Annotated in this window: 13 protein-coding genes and 1 tRNA gene; 2 read left to right on the top strand and 12 right to left on the bottom strand. The window is 32.5% G+C overall.

All coding sequences use genetic code 11. From position 1 onward, the window contains the following. Positions 1-144 precede the first annotated feature (144 nt). Complete coding sequence (locus tag GQR95_RS02720) at positions 145-1,017, top strand: AraC family transcriptional regulator (protein ID WP_159021686.1); 873 nt, start codon at positions 145-147, stop codon at positions 1,015-1,017. A 53-nt stretch (positions 1,018-1,070) separates the two neighbouring features. On the opposite strand, the gene GQR95_RS02725 is transcribed toward GQR95_RS02720, so the two are convergent. The 6 genes from GQR95_RS02725 to GQR95_RS02750 form a co-directional block, all read right to left on the bottom strand. Continuing rightward, positions 1,071-3,506, bottom strand: coding sequence for a GH36-type glycosyl hydrolase domain-containing protein (locus GQR95_RS02725; RefSeq protein WP_159021687.1), 2,436 nt, complete (start codon positions 3,504-3,506; stop codon positions 1,071-1,073). 25 nt (positions 3,507-3,531) lie between these two features. Continuing rightward, positions 3,532-5,139: an MFS transporter gene (locus GQR95_RS02730; RefSeq protein ID WP_159021688.1), complete on the bottom strand. Its 1,608-nt coding sequence runs from the start codon at positions 5,137-5,139 to the stop codon at positions 3,532-3,534. Between the two features lie 348 nt (positions 5,140-5,487). Then, positions 5,488-6,501 carry an HAD family phosphatase gene (locus tag GQR95_RS02735; RefSeq protein WP_199269636.1) on the bottom strand — a complete coding sequence of 338 codons (1,014 nt, stop codon included), beginning with the start codon at positions 6,499-6,501 and terminating at the stop codon, positions 5,488-5,490. A 140-nt stretch (positions 6,502-6,641) separates the two neighbouring features. Continuing rightward, a tRNA-Met gene (locus GQR95_RS02740) sits at positions 6,642-6,714 on the bottom strand. A gap of 293 nt (positions 6,715-7,007) precedes the next feature. Continuing rightward, the gene (locus GQR95_RS02745; protein ID WP_159021689.1) at positions 7,008-7,817 is read right to left on the bottom strand and encodes a Two component regulator three Y domain protein; all 810 of its coding nucleotides are present in this window, start codon (positions 7,815-7,817) and stop codon (positions 7,008-7,010) included. 87 nt (positions 7,818-7,904) lie between these two features. Next, on the bottom strand, positions 7,905-9,815 hold the full coding sequence (locus tag GQR95_RS02750; protein ID WP_159021690.1) for an ABC-F family ATP-binding cassette domain-containing protein: 1,911 nt from the start codon (positions 9,813-9,815) through the stop codon (positions 7,905-7,907). Positions 9,816-9,901: 86 nt separating this feature from the next. Here GQR95_RS02750 and GQR95_RS02755 point away from each other — a divergent pair, with 86 nt between their 5' ends. Further along, entirely contained in the window at positions 9,902-10,285 is a 384-nt protein-coding gene (locus GQR95_RS02755; protein ID WP_159021691.1) for a DUF983 domain-containing protein, read from the top strand. A gap of 1 nt (position 10,286) precedes the next feature. On the opposite strand, the gene GQR95_RS02760 is transcribed toward GQR95_RS02755, so the two are convergent. The 6 genes from GQR95_RS02760 to GQR95_RS02785 form a co-directional block, all read right to left on the bottom strand. Beyond that, positions 10,287-11,339: an FAD-binding oxidoreductase gene (locus tag GQR95_RS02760; RefSeq protein ID WP_159021692.1), complete on the bottom strand. Its 1,053-nt coding sequence runs from the start codon at positions 11,337-11,339 to the stop codon at positions 10,287-10,289. An 86-nt stretch (positions 11,340-11,425) separates the two neighbouring features. Further along, positions 11,426-12,316 carry a gliding motility protein GldN gene (gldN, locus tag GQR95_RS02765; protein ID WP_159021693.1) on the bottom strand — a complete coding sequence of 297 codons (891 nt, stop codon included), beginning with the start codon at positions 12,314-12,316 and terminating at the stop codon, positions 11,426-11,428. Positions 12,317-12,373: 57 nt separating this feature from the next. Continuing rightward, positions 12,374-13,936, bottom strand: coding sequence for a gliding motility protein GldM (gene gldM / locus GQR95_RS02770; protein WP_159021694.1), 1,563 nt, complete (start codon positions 13,934-13,936; stop codon positions 12,374-12,376). A gap of 52 nt (positions 13,937-13,988) precedes the next feature. Continuing rightward, positions 13,989-14,639 (bottom strand): gliding motility protein GldL, encoded by a 651-nt coding sequence (gldL, locus tag GQR95_RS02775; protein ID WP_159021695.1) that lies wholly within the window; start codon positions 14,637-14,639, stop codon positions 13,989-13,991. An 83-nt stretch (positions 14,640-14,722) separates the two neighbouring features. Continuing rightward, on the bottom strand, positions 14,723-16,090 hold the full coding sequence (gene gldK / locus GQR95_RS02780; RefSeq protein WP_159021696.1) for a gliding motility lipoprotein GldK: 1,368 nt from the start codon (positions 16,088-16,090) through the stop codon (positions 14,723-14,725). A 158-nt stretch (positions 16,091-16,248) separates the two neighbouring features. Beyond that, a complete protein-coding gene (locus tag GQR95_RS02785) occupies positions 16,249-17,418 on the bottom strand; it encodes a formimidoylglutamase (RefSeq protein ID WP_159021697.1) in 1,170 nt (389 codons plus the stop codon).

Consider the following 17,418-nt stretch of genomic DNA (forward strand, 5'->3'; position numbering starts at 1 on the left):
TTGTTTGTTTTTTTTAAAATAGGTACGCCCTTTCACAAAGCTACATTACTTGTTAAATAGTTGTTAATATTAAATTATCATTTATTAGTATATTTATGACATCTATTACTATATTCATAGTATTTAAATTAAAAATAATTCAACATGATAAAAAATGCTCATAGAGAAATTACACGATTAATACCTGAGGATAGTTTTTTGGTTGAAGAAAGAATAAAAGATGATTTTGATTTCCCTATACATTTTCATCCAGAATACGAATTAAATTTTATCTATAGAGGGAAAGGCGTTCGAAGAATTATTGGAGATAGCGTAGAAAATATTGACGATTTAGAATTAGTACTTGTAGGTCCTAATATCGTACACGGTTGGGAACTGCATGACTGTAAATGCAAAGAAATTTACGAAATCACCATGCACATTCATGACGATTTATTAAATGAAAAAACACTATCACGTAAAATCTTTAACCCCATAAAAGACATGTTTAATCGGTCTAAACATGGCATTTTATTTTCTAGAGAAACCACGGTTAATATTATGCCTAGATTAATGACGCTTCCTAAAATTATTGGTATAAAATATTACTTAGAGTTTATTTCTATATTAGATGAATTGGCTAAATCTCAAGGACAAAGATTACTTTCTAATTATTGTACAGAACATATTGATTTTCATAACAGCGATAAAATTAAAAAGGTTTACGAATACATTCAACAAAATTTTAGCAGAACCATTACGTTAGCAGAAATCTCTGAATTGGTAAGCATGAGTCCTGTTTCATTCAACAGGTTTATAAAAAAGAGAACAGGAAAAACCTTTATTTCTTATATAAATGACACGCGAATTAGTTTTGCTAGTAGATGGCTTTTAGAAACAGACCAAAGTATTGGAGAAATTAGCTATAAATGTGGCTTTAATAATATTGCTAATTTTAATAGACAGTTCAAAAAAGCAAAAAAATGTACGCCCAAAGAATTTCGAAATGAATTTATAGGAACAAAAAGACTGCTATAAAAAAAGCTTCAATACATAGTATTGAAGCTTTTAAATAACATAAACAAATAATTTTAGCCCATAACTACTGTTACAAAATGGGTTTTACCTTTTTCTAGAATTGGGACAATAGGTGTATGTATAACATTACCATTTACTAAAATTTGTTTGATGCCTTTACTTACATGATTTGGATTTTTTACTTCTATATTATAAGTAGCACCTCTAAATGCTCTTTCCATTTTAAAACCATTCCATTTTTTTGGAATACACGGGTTTATTGAAAGGCCATTATAGTCTGGTTTTACCCCCAAAATATATTGCGTAATGGCATAAAAATTCCATGATGCTGTACCCGATAACCACGAGTTTTTAGCTTCACCTGGTTTAAAAGCTTCCTTACCAGCAATCATTTGGCAATACACATAAGGTTCTACTTTATGTAATTCAGAAATATCTTCTAAATAACTAGGTGCAATTTTAGAATAATAATCATACGCTTCATCACCACGACCAATCATGGTTTCACCAATCATAATCCACGGGTTATTATGGCAAAACACCCCTCCGTTTTCTTTATATCCTTTTGGGTAAGTCGATATTTCTCCATATTCAATATAATATTTTGAAAATGCAGGACTGTTTAAAACAATTCCATAATCTGAATCTAAATGTTCTTTTACTGCATTTAAAGATTTTTCAACCATGCCATCTTCCTTGCCAATTTCGGCCATAGTACACCAACCCTGAGATTCTATAAAAATCTTACCTTCCTCACTCTCATTTGTACCTACTTTATTTCCATAGTAATCATAGGCACGTAAATACCAATCGCCATCCCAACCGTCTTTTTTTACAGCTTCAATCATATTGTCTATATGAATTTGTGCCTCATTAGCTTCTGTAGTTTTACCTATTTGATGACATAATTTTACATATTCTTTTCCATAGACTACAAAAAGTCCTGCAATCATTAAGCTTTCTGCTTTTCCATCTTTTTTGTTTCCTGTGGTTTGAAAAGATTCATTAGGATCTTTAGAAAAACAGTTTAAATTCAAACAATCATTCCAATCGGCTCTTCCTATTAACGGTAAGTTATGTGGTCCTAAATTATGAACAACATGATAAAAAGAGGCTTTTAAATGATCGAAATGTGGTTTTGCTCTTGTAACATCATTATCAAAAGGTACAAGCTCATCTAACAAAGAAAAATCACCTGTTTCTTTAATATACTCTGTTGTTGAAAGTATTAACCATAGCGGATCATCATTAAAATTACCTCCTAAAATAGCATTTCCTTTTTTCGTTAAGGGCTGATATTGGTGATAACAAGAACCATCTTCAAATTGTGTTGAAGCAATATCAACTATACGTTCACGGGCTCGTTCAGGAATTTGATGTACAAAACCAATTAAATCTTGATTGGAGTCTCTAAAGCCCATACCACGACCAATTCCAGATTCAAAAAATGAAGCCGAACGCGACATATTAAACGTCACCATACATTGGTATTGATTCCAAATATTCACCATTCTATCTAGCTTTTCTTCTCCAGATTGAATATTAATTTTCCCTAATAAATTATCCCAATACGCACTTAATTCATTAAATGCATCAGTGACTTTATCAACCGTATCAAATTTTGCAATCATATCCTTTGCAGGCTTCTTATTGATTACAGATTTGCTTTCCCACTTGTTATCTTCTTCTACTTCAACATAACCAAGCATAAATATATAATCCTTCTCTTCGTTGGGCTGAAGTTCTACTTCTATATAATGCGAGGCTACTGGAGACCAACCGTGCGCTTCCGTATTTTTCGATTGTCCTTCTGCAACCACATCTGGAGCATCAAAACCGTTGTATAGTCCTAGAAATGATTCCCTATCGGTATCAAAACCATTAATTTTTGAATTCACCGAATAAAAAGCATAGTGGTTTCGTCTTTCTTTAAATTCGGTTTTATGGTAAATTACGGCATCTTCAATTTCTACTTCTCCTGTATTAAAGTTACGCTGAAAGTTGGTCATATCATCTTCGGCATTCCATAAACACCATTCAATAAAAGAGAATAACTTTAGTGTTTTAACTTTTGAAGAGGTATTCTTGATACTTACTTTTTGAATTTCTCCCCAAAAACCAAGTGGTATAAATTGAAGGACTTCTGCTTGAACCCCATTTTTAGAACTTTTAAATTTGGTGTAGCTCATACCATGACGACACTCATAACGATCTAACTCGGTTTTTACAGGTTTCCATCCTGGGCACCACGTTGTATCTTCGTCTTTAATATAAAAATATTTACCACCATCATCAATAGGGACATTATTATATCTATAACGTGTTAATCGTCTAAATTTGGCATCTTTATAAAAAGTATAGCCACCAGCAGTATTTGATGTTAAAGAGAAGAAATCTTCATTTCCAAGGTAATTAATCCAAGGGTAAGGTGTTTTTGGATTTGTAATTACATATTCTCTGTTTTCATCATCAAAATGTCCGTATTTCATATAGTGAAAATTTTATTTATAATATTTACTCCTTTAGTCTTCTAGACTGTAATTCTAGAGTGATCTCGTCAATTTTATTTTGAGTTAATGGATAGAATAACATCAAGCCAGCAGCAGTTAAAGCGATAATTAATGGAATCCAACTCATTAACATAATGATACCTGGTATTGCGCCTTGAATAGACACAGCATCTTGCCCATTGTAATTAAAAGCACCTAAAACAAAACCTATAATGGCTCCCGCAATACCACCACCAAATTTGGTAGCAAATGATCCCGCCGAATATATAAGTCCCGTTGCGCGTCTCGTATTTTTAAACTCGGAGTAATCTGCAACATCTGCCAGCATTACAAAGAATAGTGTTGCAAAAATGGCTGATGCTAATTCTGAGAGCATCCCTAAAAAGAAAATAATTTCTATATCTCCTGGTCCGCAAAAGAACAGCAAAGCATTAAGTCCTCCAGAACATAGTAAGGCGGTTATAAACACGCTCTTTTTTCCGAATCGTTTTCCCAAAGGCGCGGTAATCATAGCACCTGCAATAGATGCAAACATGAGTCCTATTAAAAATGAAGCTGCTAGTATTTGATTATTCAAATAATGTGAAAAATAGATAATCACAATACCTTGCTTAATGGAATTATAAATATTGAACAGCAATCCAACTCCTAACAAAATTAACCATGGTTTATTTTTAAGTAAGTTTTTGAAGTCTTGTTTTAAGTTATTCTCTTGGGCCTTGGGAGGATGTACCCGTTCTTTAGTCGTGTAGAAGGTGATAAACATAAACAAGGTCAGGAATACAGACATAAAGTATATAGAATTACTATACCCCCGTTTTTGGTCTATAATTGAAAAAGATTCAGCTGTTAAATCGTTTTCTCCAGTAACAAGGAATTCATAATTCTTATTCGCTTGTACCGAGAAACTTTTTTTAACGGATACTGTAGAATCTTGAATTTTAGAAGGACCATCTGCCCAAGAAAACTTCGCAATACCATGTTCTGTTTTAATATTTACGTTCTCTACATTTCGAGGAACAGAAACCGAAACACGGTAGGCCTTATCTTCTAATTTTTCGAGTGTAATATCTGGATTTACATTCCCAAAATACATCACTAAAAACAATAACGCACCTTGTACAAACATACCTCCAGCAAAAGCACCTACCATTCTATAAGATCCTAACGAGGTGCGCTCCTTATCATCGCCAGTCATAACCGCCATAAGCGCGCCATAAGGAATATTATTGGCTGTGTAAATTAAAGTGAAAAGAATATAAGTAATATATGCATATGCTATTTTGCCAGAATCACTTAAATCGGGAGTTGTAAATAATAGCGATAAAATGACACCCAGTGGAATGGCTGTCCATAAAATCCAAGAACGAAATTTACCATATTTAGATGTTGTTCTATCCCCTATAATTCCCATTAAGACATCGCTAATCCCATCGCTAAAACGTGCTACCAGAAACAAGACACCTACTGTTACTGGACTTAAGCCAAACACATCTGTATAAAATATGAATAAAAAAGTAGCAACACCTCTCCAAGCAATATTTGCAGCCCCATCACCTAAGGCATAACCTATTTTCTCTGAAATTGATATTTTGGAATTTTTAAACAACATGTGATTTTTGTTTTTTCAAAATTAGAAAGTACTTTAAGAATTAATTGAACTTTTATTGTCATTTATACATTCAATTATTTCAACTATACACATTTAGTTGAAATAAAAACTAAAAAGATTAAAACATTTTATTAAAGTGTAGAATTATCCCATTCGTAAATTGATAATCTGCTAAATAATTCATCAATAGATTTAATCGAATTAATGAAATAAAAATAGGTGTTAGCGAACTTACAGATAGACAACAGACATTGTTTTACCACAAAAAAAATAGTCGAGCTTTCGCTCGACTATCATTTAACACTCTAAAAAAACCTTCAACCTTAGTCAGGTTTAGATTTATCTTTTCTATTCTTTTTCGAAAGGATAAATAATTTTCCAATCGTCTTTCATACTTGCAATAGTCCATCCTTTTTCTCCTGCTTCATCTAAAGCTTTATCAAATTTACCTACATGAGAAGCTCTATCGTAAGCCCATTCTCTAATAGAATCTGTATGGTGAACGTATAATTTAAATGTTTTGAATTTATTAGCATCTGTCCAGCGTAACATTTGTAAATCTCCGTCTGAGTTACCTGCTGCGAATACTGGTTTTCTACCAATATATCTATTTATTCCTACAGGTTTTCCTTCTTTATCATCATTCAAGTCAAGCTTAGCTAATCTTTTAATAAAAGGTTTACCATCATTATACTCGTATTCTGTTTGAATGCTACTACCTACAACTTGATCTTTAGGAATGTTATATACTTCTTCTGTCCAAGGACGCATAAATTCTATACCACCACCAGAAACGATAAACGTTTTAAAGTTATTAGCTCTTAAATAGTCTAACAATTCTAACATTGGTTGAAACACCAATTCTTTAAATTTCTTCTTTTTTATTGGGTGTTCTGCTGTAGCAATCCAATCAGACACTAAAGCTTCAAACTCGTCTGTAGTTGTTCCTGCATGTGTAGCCATAACAAGAGTGATTAATCCTTTTTCTCCTTGAGCCATTAAAGCTTCCATGTCGTTTTCTAAAACAGCCTTAAATGGTTGTTTATTTTTCCACTCTGGATGATCTGCTGCCATTGCTTTTACACGAGAAACTGCAAAAAAGAATTGAAAGTACACTGGTTGTTCTGACCATAATGTTCCATCATTATCGAAAGTAGCAATACGATCTAGTACAGGAATAAAGCTTGTATTTGTACTATCCGTAACATCTTCAATATAGGACATAATTGATTTTTTCACATCACCATCTGTCCATGAAAGTAAAGGATCTTCTATAACTTCAGCAACCTCCTTAGTATCGTTTATTACAGTATCAGGCCTACTTGCTTCCTGCTTACAAGACGTAACAGTTACAAGAAACACTACACAATAAAATGTAACGTGTTACTAATTTGATTTTGTTCAACATTTAAAATTGGTTTATAGTTTATTGATTAAAATTAAAGGTAAATTATAAGCATAAAAAAAGGCTTCACATTTCTGTGAAGCCTTTGTAAACTTAGTAGCGGGAACTGGACTCGAACCAGTGACCTTCGGGTTATGAGCCCGACGAGCTACCTACTGCTCTATCCCGCGATATAATTCTGAAACAAAAAACTTAGCTTTTAACTCTCAGTTCATAACTACTGACCTTGTTGTTTCGGACTGCAAATATACGACCCTTTTTCGATATAACAAGTGTTTTTAAAATAAATTTTCAAAATATTTTACAAACAACTAAAATCATGCAAGTTACAAGATGAAAAAAAATGTTTTTTTATATACTAACTTATAAAACACTAAAAAGAACCCGGTTTAAATACCACGAAAGCTTAGAACATAACATGCTGTTCTAAGCTTTCGTGATGGTAAATAAATAAATTATTTAATTAATAATCTGTTATTACTGTTCCAGATTCTATAGATAAATAGTTTTTGGGCATATGGTCCGTAAAACTTTTATACTCTTTTGTAAAGTTATTCTTATTTAACATTAATGTTGTAAGATGCTTAAGGTTGCCTAAAGACAATGGTAAGTAACCTGTAAATTTATTATTTGTAATAATTAGTTCTTCTAAGCTTGTTAAATCTCCTATTTCTGTAGGTAATTCTCCTTCAAACAAATTATCATGTAAACTTAAATGCTCTAAGTGTTTTAATTTGCAAAGCTGAACAGGAAAAAAACCTGAAAAATGATTTCTACCTAATTGTAAAATTTCCAATTTTTCTAACTTACTAAAAGATGAAGGAATTGACCCTCTAAATTTATTATAATATACACTTAAGAATTCTAACTGATCTAGGTTACCTATTTCTGAAGGTAAAAAGCCAACAAACTCATTTAAAAACAATTCTAAACTAGTAAGATCTCGTAATTCTCCAATTGATCTAGGAAGCGGACCGCCTAGTTTATTAACCGCTAAATTTAATGTTTTTAGGTATGCCAAATCACTAATACTGGCAGGTAACTCGCCAGTTAAATTATTACTATGTAAATTAAGAGAAACAACATGATCGTCGCTAATGGTTACCCCGTACCAGGTTTCTACAGGGGCATCTAAATCCCAAGGGACATTCCAATGTTCACCTTCGGTTGCATAGTAAAGATTTACGAGTGCTTTTTTCTCGATAAATGGGATTTCCGCGGAAGCAAAAATTGATGAAAATAAACAAATTAGAGTAAGTTGAATTGTTCTCATTAAAAAAAATATTTGGGAAAATATTAGATACAATGTTAAGTAAACTAACGCTTAAACTCAAATATTTTCGATGAAATACACTATTTGTTAACATTCTAAAGTATCCAGATCCATTTGCACAGTTTCCCAATCAGACATTAATTTACTAAGCTTCTTTTTCTTATTATTATAAGTATCAAAAAAGTCGGGCTTGGCTGCCAATTCATCATAATTGAGAGCCAAATCAGAATCTGATTTTTTAATATCTCTTTCTAATTCATTAATTTGAGATTCAATCTTACTTAACCTATTCTTAAGTGATTTTAATTTTTTCTGATCTTCGTAAGATGATGTATTTTTCTCTTTAGGATCTTCTTTAATAACATTTCTTTTTTCGACTTCTCTTAGATTTTCAACATTACGTTCTTCTAAGTAAAAATCGATATCTCCTAAATATTCTTTTATTTTATGATCTTTAAATTCGACCACTTTATCTGTTAAAGTTTGAAGGAAATCACGATCGTGAGAAACTAATAGCAGAGTACCTTCAAAGCGTTTTAAAGCCGCTTTTAATACGTTTTTAGATTTTATATCTAAGTGATTCGTAGGTTCATCCATCACCAATACATTAAATGGCTGAAGCATTAATTTTGCTAATGCTAAACGGTTTCTTTCCCCCCCAGATAATACACGTACATACTTTTCTGCTTCTTCTCCTCTAAACAAAAACGATCCTAAAATATCTCTTACTTTACTTCTATTTTTTTCGTTAGCAGCATCAATCATAGTATCTAGAACAGTTTTATTTCCGTCTAAATATTCTGCTTGATTCTGAGCAAAATATCCAATCTGTACATTATGTCCTAATTTTAAATCGCCTTCGTATTCTAATTCTCCAACAATAATTTTTGCTAACGTAGATTTACCTTGTCCGTTTTGCCCAACAAAGGCTGTTTTACTATTACGCTCTATATGTAAACTAACACCTTTAAGCACCTTCTTATCGCCATATTCTTTAACAATATTATTAGCTTCTACAACCACTTTTCCGGGCGTAACAGATACAGGAAAGTTTAAAGTCATCACACTATTATCGTCTTCATCTACTTCTATACGATCTAGTCTATCTAATTTTTTAATAAGCGATTGCGCCATAGTTGCTTTAGAAGCTTTGGCACGGAATTTTTCAATAAGCTTTTCGGTTTGTTCAATTTGCTTTTGTTGATTCTTCTGAGAAGCCATTTGCTGATCTCTAATTTCCTGACGTAATACCAAGAACTGAGAATACGCTTTAGGATAATCGTAAATTCGTCCTAAAGAAATTTCTATGGTTCTATTGGTTACATTATCTAAAAACATCTTATCGTGAGATACAATAGCAACTGCTCCTGGATAATTTTTTAAAAAGCCTTCTAACCAAATTATAGATTCAATATCTAAGTGGTTGGTAGGCTCATCGAGTAATAAAATATCGTTATTCTGTAATAATAATTTTGCTAATTCAATACGCATACGCCAACCTCCAGAAAAAGTATCTGTAAGTTTCTCAAAATCTTCACGCTGAAATCCTAAACCTTGTAATATACGTTCGGTATTTCCTTGATAGTTGTAACCACCAACTATTTCGTATTGATGCTGTATATCGTTTAAATCTATCATTAATTGATGATACGATTCACTTTCGTAATCTGTACGCGTTACAAATTGCTCATTTATATATTCCATTTTAGCTTCCAGATCTTTAATTTCTGTAAAAGCCTGGTAAGCTTCATCTAAAACAGTACGTCCTAAAACAAAATCTATGTCTTGTCTTAAAAACCCAATTTTTAAATCTTTATCTGCAGATATTTGTCCAGAATCTGGTTCTAAATCTTTTGAAATTATTTTCAGCATGGTCGATTTACCGGCACCATTTTTACCAATTAAACCAACGCGATCGCCTTGACTTAATTTAAAAGTTATTTCTTCAAATAAATATTCACCCTGAAATGAAATAGAAAGGTTATGTATATTAAGCATAGAATTGTTACAAATGTTACCAAACGTTAAGAGATTAAATCTTAAGTTTGTATTTTAAATTAGGTTGTAAAAATACATTAAATAAAATGTTTACAAAAGGATCGAAAGTATATAGTATGTTAACAGGAGTTTGTCCTAAATGTCACCAAGAATCTATGTACGTTACAAAAAATCCATATATTTTAAGTGACACCTTAAAAATGCATGAGAAATGTTCGCATTGTGACACCAAATACAGAATTGAACCTTCATTCTTTTATGGCGCCATGTACGTAAGCTACGCTGTTGGTATTGCCTTTGCCGTAGCCGCTTTTGTTATTAGTTATTTATTTATAGGCACAGGATTAGTCACTGCTTTTATTGCTATTGTTTGTACTTTAATTGTGTTTACTCCAGTAATAATGCGATTAGCTCGTAATATTTGGATAAACATGTTTATGAGTTACGACAAAAACTTAGTAAAAAAATAACTTATTTTCTTTTTAGAAATCGTGTAATATTAATTTCCGGGTTTAAATCTGTACCATGCTCTATATTATTATATAACTCTTTAGATACGTAAGGCCCTATTAAAACGCCTCGTGTTCCTAAACCGTTTAGAACGTACATATTTTTATGTTCCGGATGTTGCCCAACTAACGGACGTCTGTCCTTAATTGTAGGACGAATACCAGCTAAATGATTTACCACAGTAAAATCGCACTTTAAAAAGGTCTGTAACTTTGTTAATAGTTCTATTTTTCCTTCTTCGGTAACCGCATTCGTTTTATCTGTCCATTGGTAAGTTGCACCAACTTTATATAAATCGTCTCCTAACGGAATTAAAAACAAACTTGCTTTTAAAAGAAATTCCATCTTTAAATCGGGAGCATGAATAACAAGTAACTCGCCTTTAGCTCCAACCATAGGCAGATAATTAAAATACGGATTGTTTTTTAATCCAAAGCCTTCTGCAAAAATAATATGTTGGGCTTTTATATTTTTATAGACAAAACCAGACTCCACGGCTTCTAAAGCATCGTAGCTAAAATCGGTTACATCTAGCTCTTCATGAGATTTTAAATCTTTTTTATAAGCCGAAATTAATTGAGCAGTGTCTATTCTACCAGAATCAAGGACTTCCCCGTATCCAAAATCAGCATCAACACCTGAAGTTGTATTTTTAATTAATTGGGTTGAAATAAACTCGCCTAAATTGGGTTTATCTGAAGCTGTAAACCAATCGTTTTGTTCTTCAGAAGATAAAAAACGTCTATACACTGGCGTTTTATAATCCAACTTAACCCCTAATTTTTCTTCTAATTGACGATATAAAGGCAATGCAATTTCTAACTGTTCTTTAACGCGCCATACAGCTGTAAATCGCTTTAAAACTACAGGATTATAAACACCTCCTGCTACGGTAGAGGATTTCTGAGATTGATTATCGAAAACCATAACAGATCCATTATTTTTCTTTACCAATTCTGTAAAAGCTATACCAGCAAGACCGCAGCCAACAATTAAATAATCTACTTCTTTCATGCTTCAAAGATACGATGTTAAAATCTGAGCAAACAAAAAAGGCTCGCAAATTGCGAGCCTTTTTTATAAGATTATATATAATGATACTAGTAAGACCACATATCTAATTCAAAATTTCTGATGTTTTCTTTAATTCTATCAGATTCTAATAACTGCATTAAAGCATTATCTGCAATGTATTCTTCAACTTTTCTGTCTCCGAAAACATTTTCCTCTTTAAAGATATATCCATTAAAACGTCTAGAGTTAAGAATATGATCGAAAGTAAAAGGAACGGCACTATTGTCGTCGTTAAACGCTTTAGCTTCGTGTAATACTTGTCTTGCATCTGGATAGAAAATCCAAAATAAAGGAATTAATTCTTTAGTATCTGCGTTAAGGAAGTTAACATCTGGTGCAACTGGTGCTATACCTAATAAACGGTATTTTAACTCAGACTGACGCTTATCGAAATACCATAAACCTTTAATCCAATATTCAGAAATATCGTAAGCAGAAATTTCTTGTTTGTTAATGTATTGCTGATCTACAACACCTTCGGCGTTATATTGCTCATACCCCATATCTGTTGTATCAACTAAAACCAATGCATCTTGAATATCTCCTAATGTTCTTTTTGTTGTAAAGTAAGAATCGTCATATATATTTTCGATTTTACCTTGCTTAATAGCTTTTAAAAGAACATCGTAAAGAGAACGTCTGTTACTTCCTATATTATTTGTATCTACAGGGTAATATAGTGGAAAGTTTACACGCTCGTCTAACACAACTTTTTCCCAAACCATTTTAGAAAACAAGAGGTCACGATCATCTACATAACCATACTCTAAAGGTTTGTCATTATCTAATGCTTTTTGAGCATCAGTTCTTAAACCGATTTCGTCTGGGCTTTTCGCATTTAAAATGTTGGCTTGTGCAAAAGATGCAGTTGCTACAAAAATGCTACATAGGGTTAATAAAAAACTTTTATAATTCATTGTTTAAAAAATTTTAAAATGTTGTGCAAATCTATTTTGAGATGCTTAGTACTTTAATTAGTTAGATAACTCTATTAAAATTGGAGATACTTTTTTCAATTTATAAGATGAATTACCTTTGATTTGAGCTGAAATATCGAAAATAGTTACAGCATCTCCTCTTTTAGCTTTACGTAAAGCAGCTGCTGCTCTACTGTTAAGCTTAGTTCCTCCAACAGTAATTGTTGGTTGTCCAGGTATCTTAATTTTAAAAGAAACCACTTTTAAAGGTAAATCGAAATCGAAATCTTGCAATTTAGCTCCGATAGTAGCAGATGTTAAACTGTTACGTTGCATTTTCACACTTCCATCTTCTCCACGAATTGTCCCTGTAGGACTTGGAATATCTTTAATTCTAAATGTAGCTTTATCAGATACTGGTTTTCCATCAGGTAAAGTTCCGTTTACTTTAATAGTAACTTCTCTTCCTGATCCAGGATTCATTGTGTATTTACCACTTCCAGAACCTTTTCTTAATCCAGCTCCACTTGCATTAACTTTATTATCTGCAATACCTGCAAAAGTAATAGTCATTGGGTTAGAAACCCCTCTGTATACTACATTCATTTTATCTGCAGAAATAGTAGCAGAAGTTGGTTTAGAAATAGTAGCGAACGTAGATTTCACAGGAACCTCTACAGACTCACCATCTTGTAAGAATGTTAATTTCCCTTCAATAGTATGTTCTCCAGCACTTCCTGTACCAAAGTTTAATTTTACTTTACCATCTTCTACAGTATATTGATCTGTGGTTAAAGGTCTACCATCTAAAGTTAATTCTACTTTATTTGGTTTAGTAGATCCATCTTTACGACCTAATACAATGTTACCATCAAAAGTTTCACCGTTAAAGTAAGCAGATTTAGATGTTTCTAATAATGTAGTATAGTTAGTCATAGAAGCATCTGCTGCTAAAGACCCTGCTAACATATTATTCAAAACTTCAGAACCTGTGTTTTTAAGATCAGATTGTAATTGTGTAATTTTTGTTAAAGAAGCAACTAAAGGGTATCCTTTATAGTTATACTCTAACCAGTCTACTTTAATACCATCTCTGTTTTTTACATCTTCTGTGCTAAATTTCTTTTTAACATTAGCAGCCATTGGTGCTAATTTTTTATCAGATTCTAAAATAGCAACAGTACCATCTCTAAATTTAGCAATTTGTGCTAAAAACTTTTTCCCTTCTTCTTTGTGAAGATCTCCTAGAAAGAAATGATTATCTAAAAAGTCTCCTTTGTCCATGGTTTCATAGTCTTGAGGATCTTCTAACTTCGCAGTCATTTGAGTTTTTAAATCTTCAAGATATGCGTTAAACTCATTTCCTAAAGCTCCAATTTTGTCTGCTTTTTCTTTAAGTGGCTTAAATTTCTCTGGGTTTTCACCTGCTTTTACTTCTAGATTAGATAGTAATGCTTGGTTACGACTCGTTGCTAATTGGTTAGATTCAACCAATTTTTCATTCATAATTCCAAATGCCGATAGCACTTCTTTTGACATATTCAACGCTAACATCGCGATGAAGATTAAATACATCAAGTTAATCATTTTTTGCCTTGCGGATAAATTTCCTCCTGCCATTTCTAATTAGTTTTTAAGTTAATAATGTAGAACTATATATTCTAATTAGTAATTATTTTTTAATCATTGCAGAAAGCATTCCACCGTATACACCGTTTAAAGATGATAAGTTAGACGCTAATGATTGCATTTGATCTTTTAATTTTTGAGCGTTTTCTACAGACTCTTTATTAATAGAAGTTTGACGACTAGCACTTTCTAATTGTACTTTGTAAAGGCTATTTAAAGATTCCATTTGAGACGCTGCGATAGACATTTCTTCACCATATTTTTTAGTAGAAGCAATAGAGTCTATTGTTGGGTTAATACCTTTAGCTGCACCTTCGAAGTTTTTAATGCTTGTACCTAAACTAGTCATTAAGTTAGCATCGATTTTTGCATCTTTTAATAAGTTATCTAATTTTTTAGATAATAAACCTTCAGCATCTTTAGGCTCTTCTTTTTTACCTTTAATAGCACTAGGAGTTCCTCCAGCTAATTCAGGATATACTTTAGACCAGTCTAATTCATCGTCTACTGGTTCGAATGCAGATATTGCGAAAATAATTGCTTCTGCAACAAGACCAATAGTTAACATTAAGTTACCCGTAATTGGACCAAATTCAATGTGAGTAATCTTAAAAAGTGCTCCAATAATTACTACTGATGCTCCAAGACCATAAGCCATGTTTATGAATCTTTTTCCTGCTTTTGATTGTGCCATAATTTTTAATTTTTGTTTCTCTCAAGAGTCGCGCTCTTGATAAGTTGATTAATAATGATTTATTTAGGTTAAGTTTAAAATAATTAAAGTCCTGAGTTACTTGTAATGTCTGTCCCCATATAATCTTGAACAGTTCTAAATCCAATGTAACTTCTTGCTGAATCAGCATATTCGTAATCTCTTGAACTTACTTCTAAGAAATAAGCAACATCTTTCCAAGAACCACCTCTAACTACTTTACGTTGGTTAGTATTGTCGTTAACAATTGGGTTAATTGAAGATGAATAATCGTAAGATGAAGGATCGTAAGATGAGTATACCCATTCTGATACGTTTCCTGCCATATTGTACAAGTTAAAATCGTTAGGTTCGTAAGATTTTGCTTCTACAGTATATAATGCTTGATCTGCAGCATAATCCCCTCTTAAAGGTTTAAAGTTTGCTAAGAAACAACCTCTATCGTCTTTTGCATAAGGCCCACCCCAAGGGTAAGTTGCAGCTTGAAGACCTCCACGAGCAGCATACTCCCACTCTGCTTCAGATGGTAATCTGAAAGAGTTAACATATTGTCTTCTTTTATCTTTTTGATAAGAGTTTTTATATAATGTTCTCCATTGGCAAAATGCGTTTGCTTGTTTCCAGCTTACACCAACTACAGGATATTCTCCATAAGCATCGTGCCAGAAATAATCGTTATGCATTGGTTCGTTATAAGAATAAGCAAAATCTCTAATCCAAGCTGTGGTATCTGGATACACTTGAATTTCTTCTTGCATAATAACGTCACTACGTTTAAGATTTTTGTTCTTAGCCGCTTTTTGTATATCTAAATACGTGTATTGGAATTTAAATTTATTTACATCCCAAGTACGTTGACCGTTGTAAGATTCTTCTAAAGGAATATGCATAGAATCCATTACCTCAGCATAATACTCGTCTGGGTAATCTGCTTCAGAATAAATAAGGTCTACACGCTTATTTAATTTTCTTCCTTCATTTCCTGTTGGTCCTAATCCGCTATAATTGTCTAACATATATTTTTCATATACTGTCATACTAGCTGTATCAGCATCAGTGAATGCAAATTCACCAATTCCTCCATCTTCTGGAGTTTTTCCAACTTCATCTGCTAAAGTGGCTAAACGCGTTCTTACAATAGAATCACGTACCCAATTCACAAACTGTCTGTATTCACCATTTGTGATTTCTGTTTCGTCCATGTAGAAAGCACGAACTGTTACTGTTTTAGACGGTGCATCTTGAATGCTCGCTAAATCATCATCAGCCTTACCCATAATAAAAGATCCTCCAGGAACTAATGCCATCCCGTAAGGTTTTTCTGGGTGCCATCTTTTACCTTGAACTCCAATAAGCTCACCTCTGTCTCCAGAGCCACAACTCATTACTACTGTTAAAACAACTGTTAATAAAAATAATTTTTTCATATCCATAGAAAACTTGAGGTTATAATTGGTACCTAAATTTTAAGAGTGTAAACATATTTATATATTTTCGAAAAAACAATTTTTTTGAAGAAAAAATCATCATTTCATCGTAAAAAAATGCGTTTAGTCGATGAGCACTACGTTTCATCCAACTTTTTTGTCATTTAAACGCAATTTTTTTGATATGCTTTGTACCAACGTTGAGGAATTTGATTATTACATGCATCTAAATAATCTTGATGCATACACGGTAATAACGTGTGTCTTTTTAATTTATTATTAATCTCATTTAAAAAGGGAATCTCAATCCACCAGCGTCCTGTTTTGATGCTTTTATAAAAATTGAGCTCTTGGGAGTCGACTAAGGTAATAAATTTTTGGTAAATATGCTCGTCTTTAAAATCACTATCTTCAACTCTATTATTCAGTCCTTCAATAAAGTACCAAATCATTTGAGAGATTAATATGCATGTAATTTCATCGTCTTGAGACGGTTTGTACTCGAAAATACCTAAAGCATTTACTTTATCACTAATACCAGCGTACCTCGTGATTGCACATATTTCTTTACCATCTAAACCATTTGGGGAGACTTTTTGGTTTAAACTAACTTCTGAAGCTTTAATAGATCCTAAATCTACGGTTACAATATTTGCATCGCGCATAACAGGCTCTACCAAAGTAATATCGTTAGAGACTTGCCCTAAACGATACGCTTCAAAGTATAAGGTTTCCATTAAATCTATTTGTTCCTGAGAATTGAAATAGGTTTGATAGCCAATTGTTGCGTAATTAAATAGATTATAAGGTTCTTCTAAAATAATTTTTCCTACAAAACTATCATTCTTAATAGGCTGTGTTAAATCGCCTAAATCGAAATTACTATCTACATTCACAATGTTAACCATTGGAATAAGCGAATCGAATGCACGATACATTGGATAGGTAAGATCTTGACTTCCGCCAAGTACAATAGGAATAATATTTAATTTTACTAATTCGGAAACCGTTTCTTTTAAAGCATAGTAAGTATCTTCTACGGTTTCTCCTTTATATATATCTCCTAAATCGGCCATTGTAGTACACCAATTTCCAGGATATAATTTATAAAAGGCATTACGGATTTCGTTTAAATTGAAATCCTCACCTATATAATTAACATCATTTCGGTTTTCTAAAACACCAAGTAAGACAACTTCCACACCTTCTAGATCTGGAATGCCGTCTTGTTTAGAATGTATTTTTAATTTCTTTCCGATAGCTTGTTGCGATAACAACTCTGTATACGCTACTACAGCATCGGGTACTGGAGCCAAAAAATTAAGGTCGGCCAT

The sequence above is a fragment of the Formosa sp. L2A11 genome, from assembly GCF_009796865.1.
Classification (GTDB): domain Bacteria; phylum Bacteroidota; class Bacteroidia; order Flavobacteriales; family Flavobacteriaceae; genus Formosa.

Excerpts from the sequence above, each read along its gene's own strand:
- GQR95_RS02720 (WP_159021686.1), top strand. The coding sequence starts at position 145 with ATGATAAAAAATGCTCATAGAGAAATTACACGATTAATACCTGAGGAT.
- GQR95_RS02725 (WP_159021687.1), bottom strand. The coding sequence starts at position 3,506 with ATGAAATACGGACATTTTGATGATGAAAACAGAGAATATGTAATTACA.
- GQR95_RS02730 (WP_159021688.1), bottom strand. The coding sequence starts at position 5,139 with ATGTTGTTTAAAAATTCCAAAATATCAATTTCAGAGAAAATAGGTTAT.
- GQR95_RS02745 (WP_159021689.1), bottom strand. The coding sequence starts at position 7,817 with ATGAGAACAATTCAACTTACTCTAATTTGTTTATTTTCATCAATTTTT.
- GQR95_RS02750 (WP_159021690.1), bottom strand. The coding sequence starts at position 9,815 with ATGCTTAATATACATAACCTTTCTATTTCATTTCAGGGTGAATATTTA.
- GQR95_RS02755 (WP_159021691.1), top strand. The coding sequence starts at position 9,902 with ATGTTTACAAAAGGATCGAAAGTATATAGTATGTTAACAGGAGTTTGT.
- GQR95_RS02760 (WP_159021692.1), bottom strand. The coding sequence starts at position 11,339 with ATGAAAGAAGTAGATTATTTAATTGTTGGCTGCGGTCTTGCTGGTATA.
- gldN (WP_159021693.1), bottom strand. The coding sequence starts at position 12,316 with ATGAATTATAAAAGTTTTTTATTAACCCTATGTAGCATTTTTGTAGCA.
- gldM (WP_159021694.1), bottom strand. The coding sequence starts at position 13,936 with ATGGCAGGAGGAAATTTATCCGCAAGGCAAAAAATGATTAACTTGATG.
- gldL (WP_159021695.1), bottom strand. The coding sequence starts at position 14,639 with ATGGCACAATCAAAAGCAGGAAAAAGATTCATAAACATGGCTTATGGT.
- gldK (WP_159021696.1), bottom strand. The coding sequence starts at position 16,090 with ATGGATATGAAAAAATTATTTTTATTAACAGTTGTTTTAACAGTAGTA.
- GQR95_RS02785 (WP_159021697.1), bottom strand. The coding sequence starts at position 17,418 with ATGGCCGACCTTAATTTTTTGGCTCCAGTACCCGATGCTGTAGTAGCG.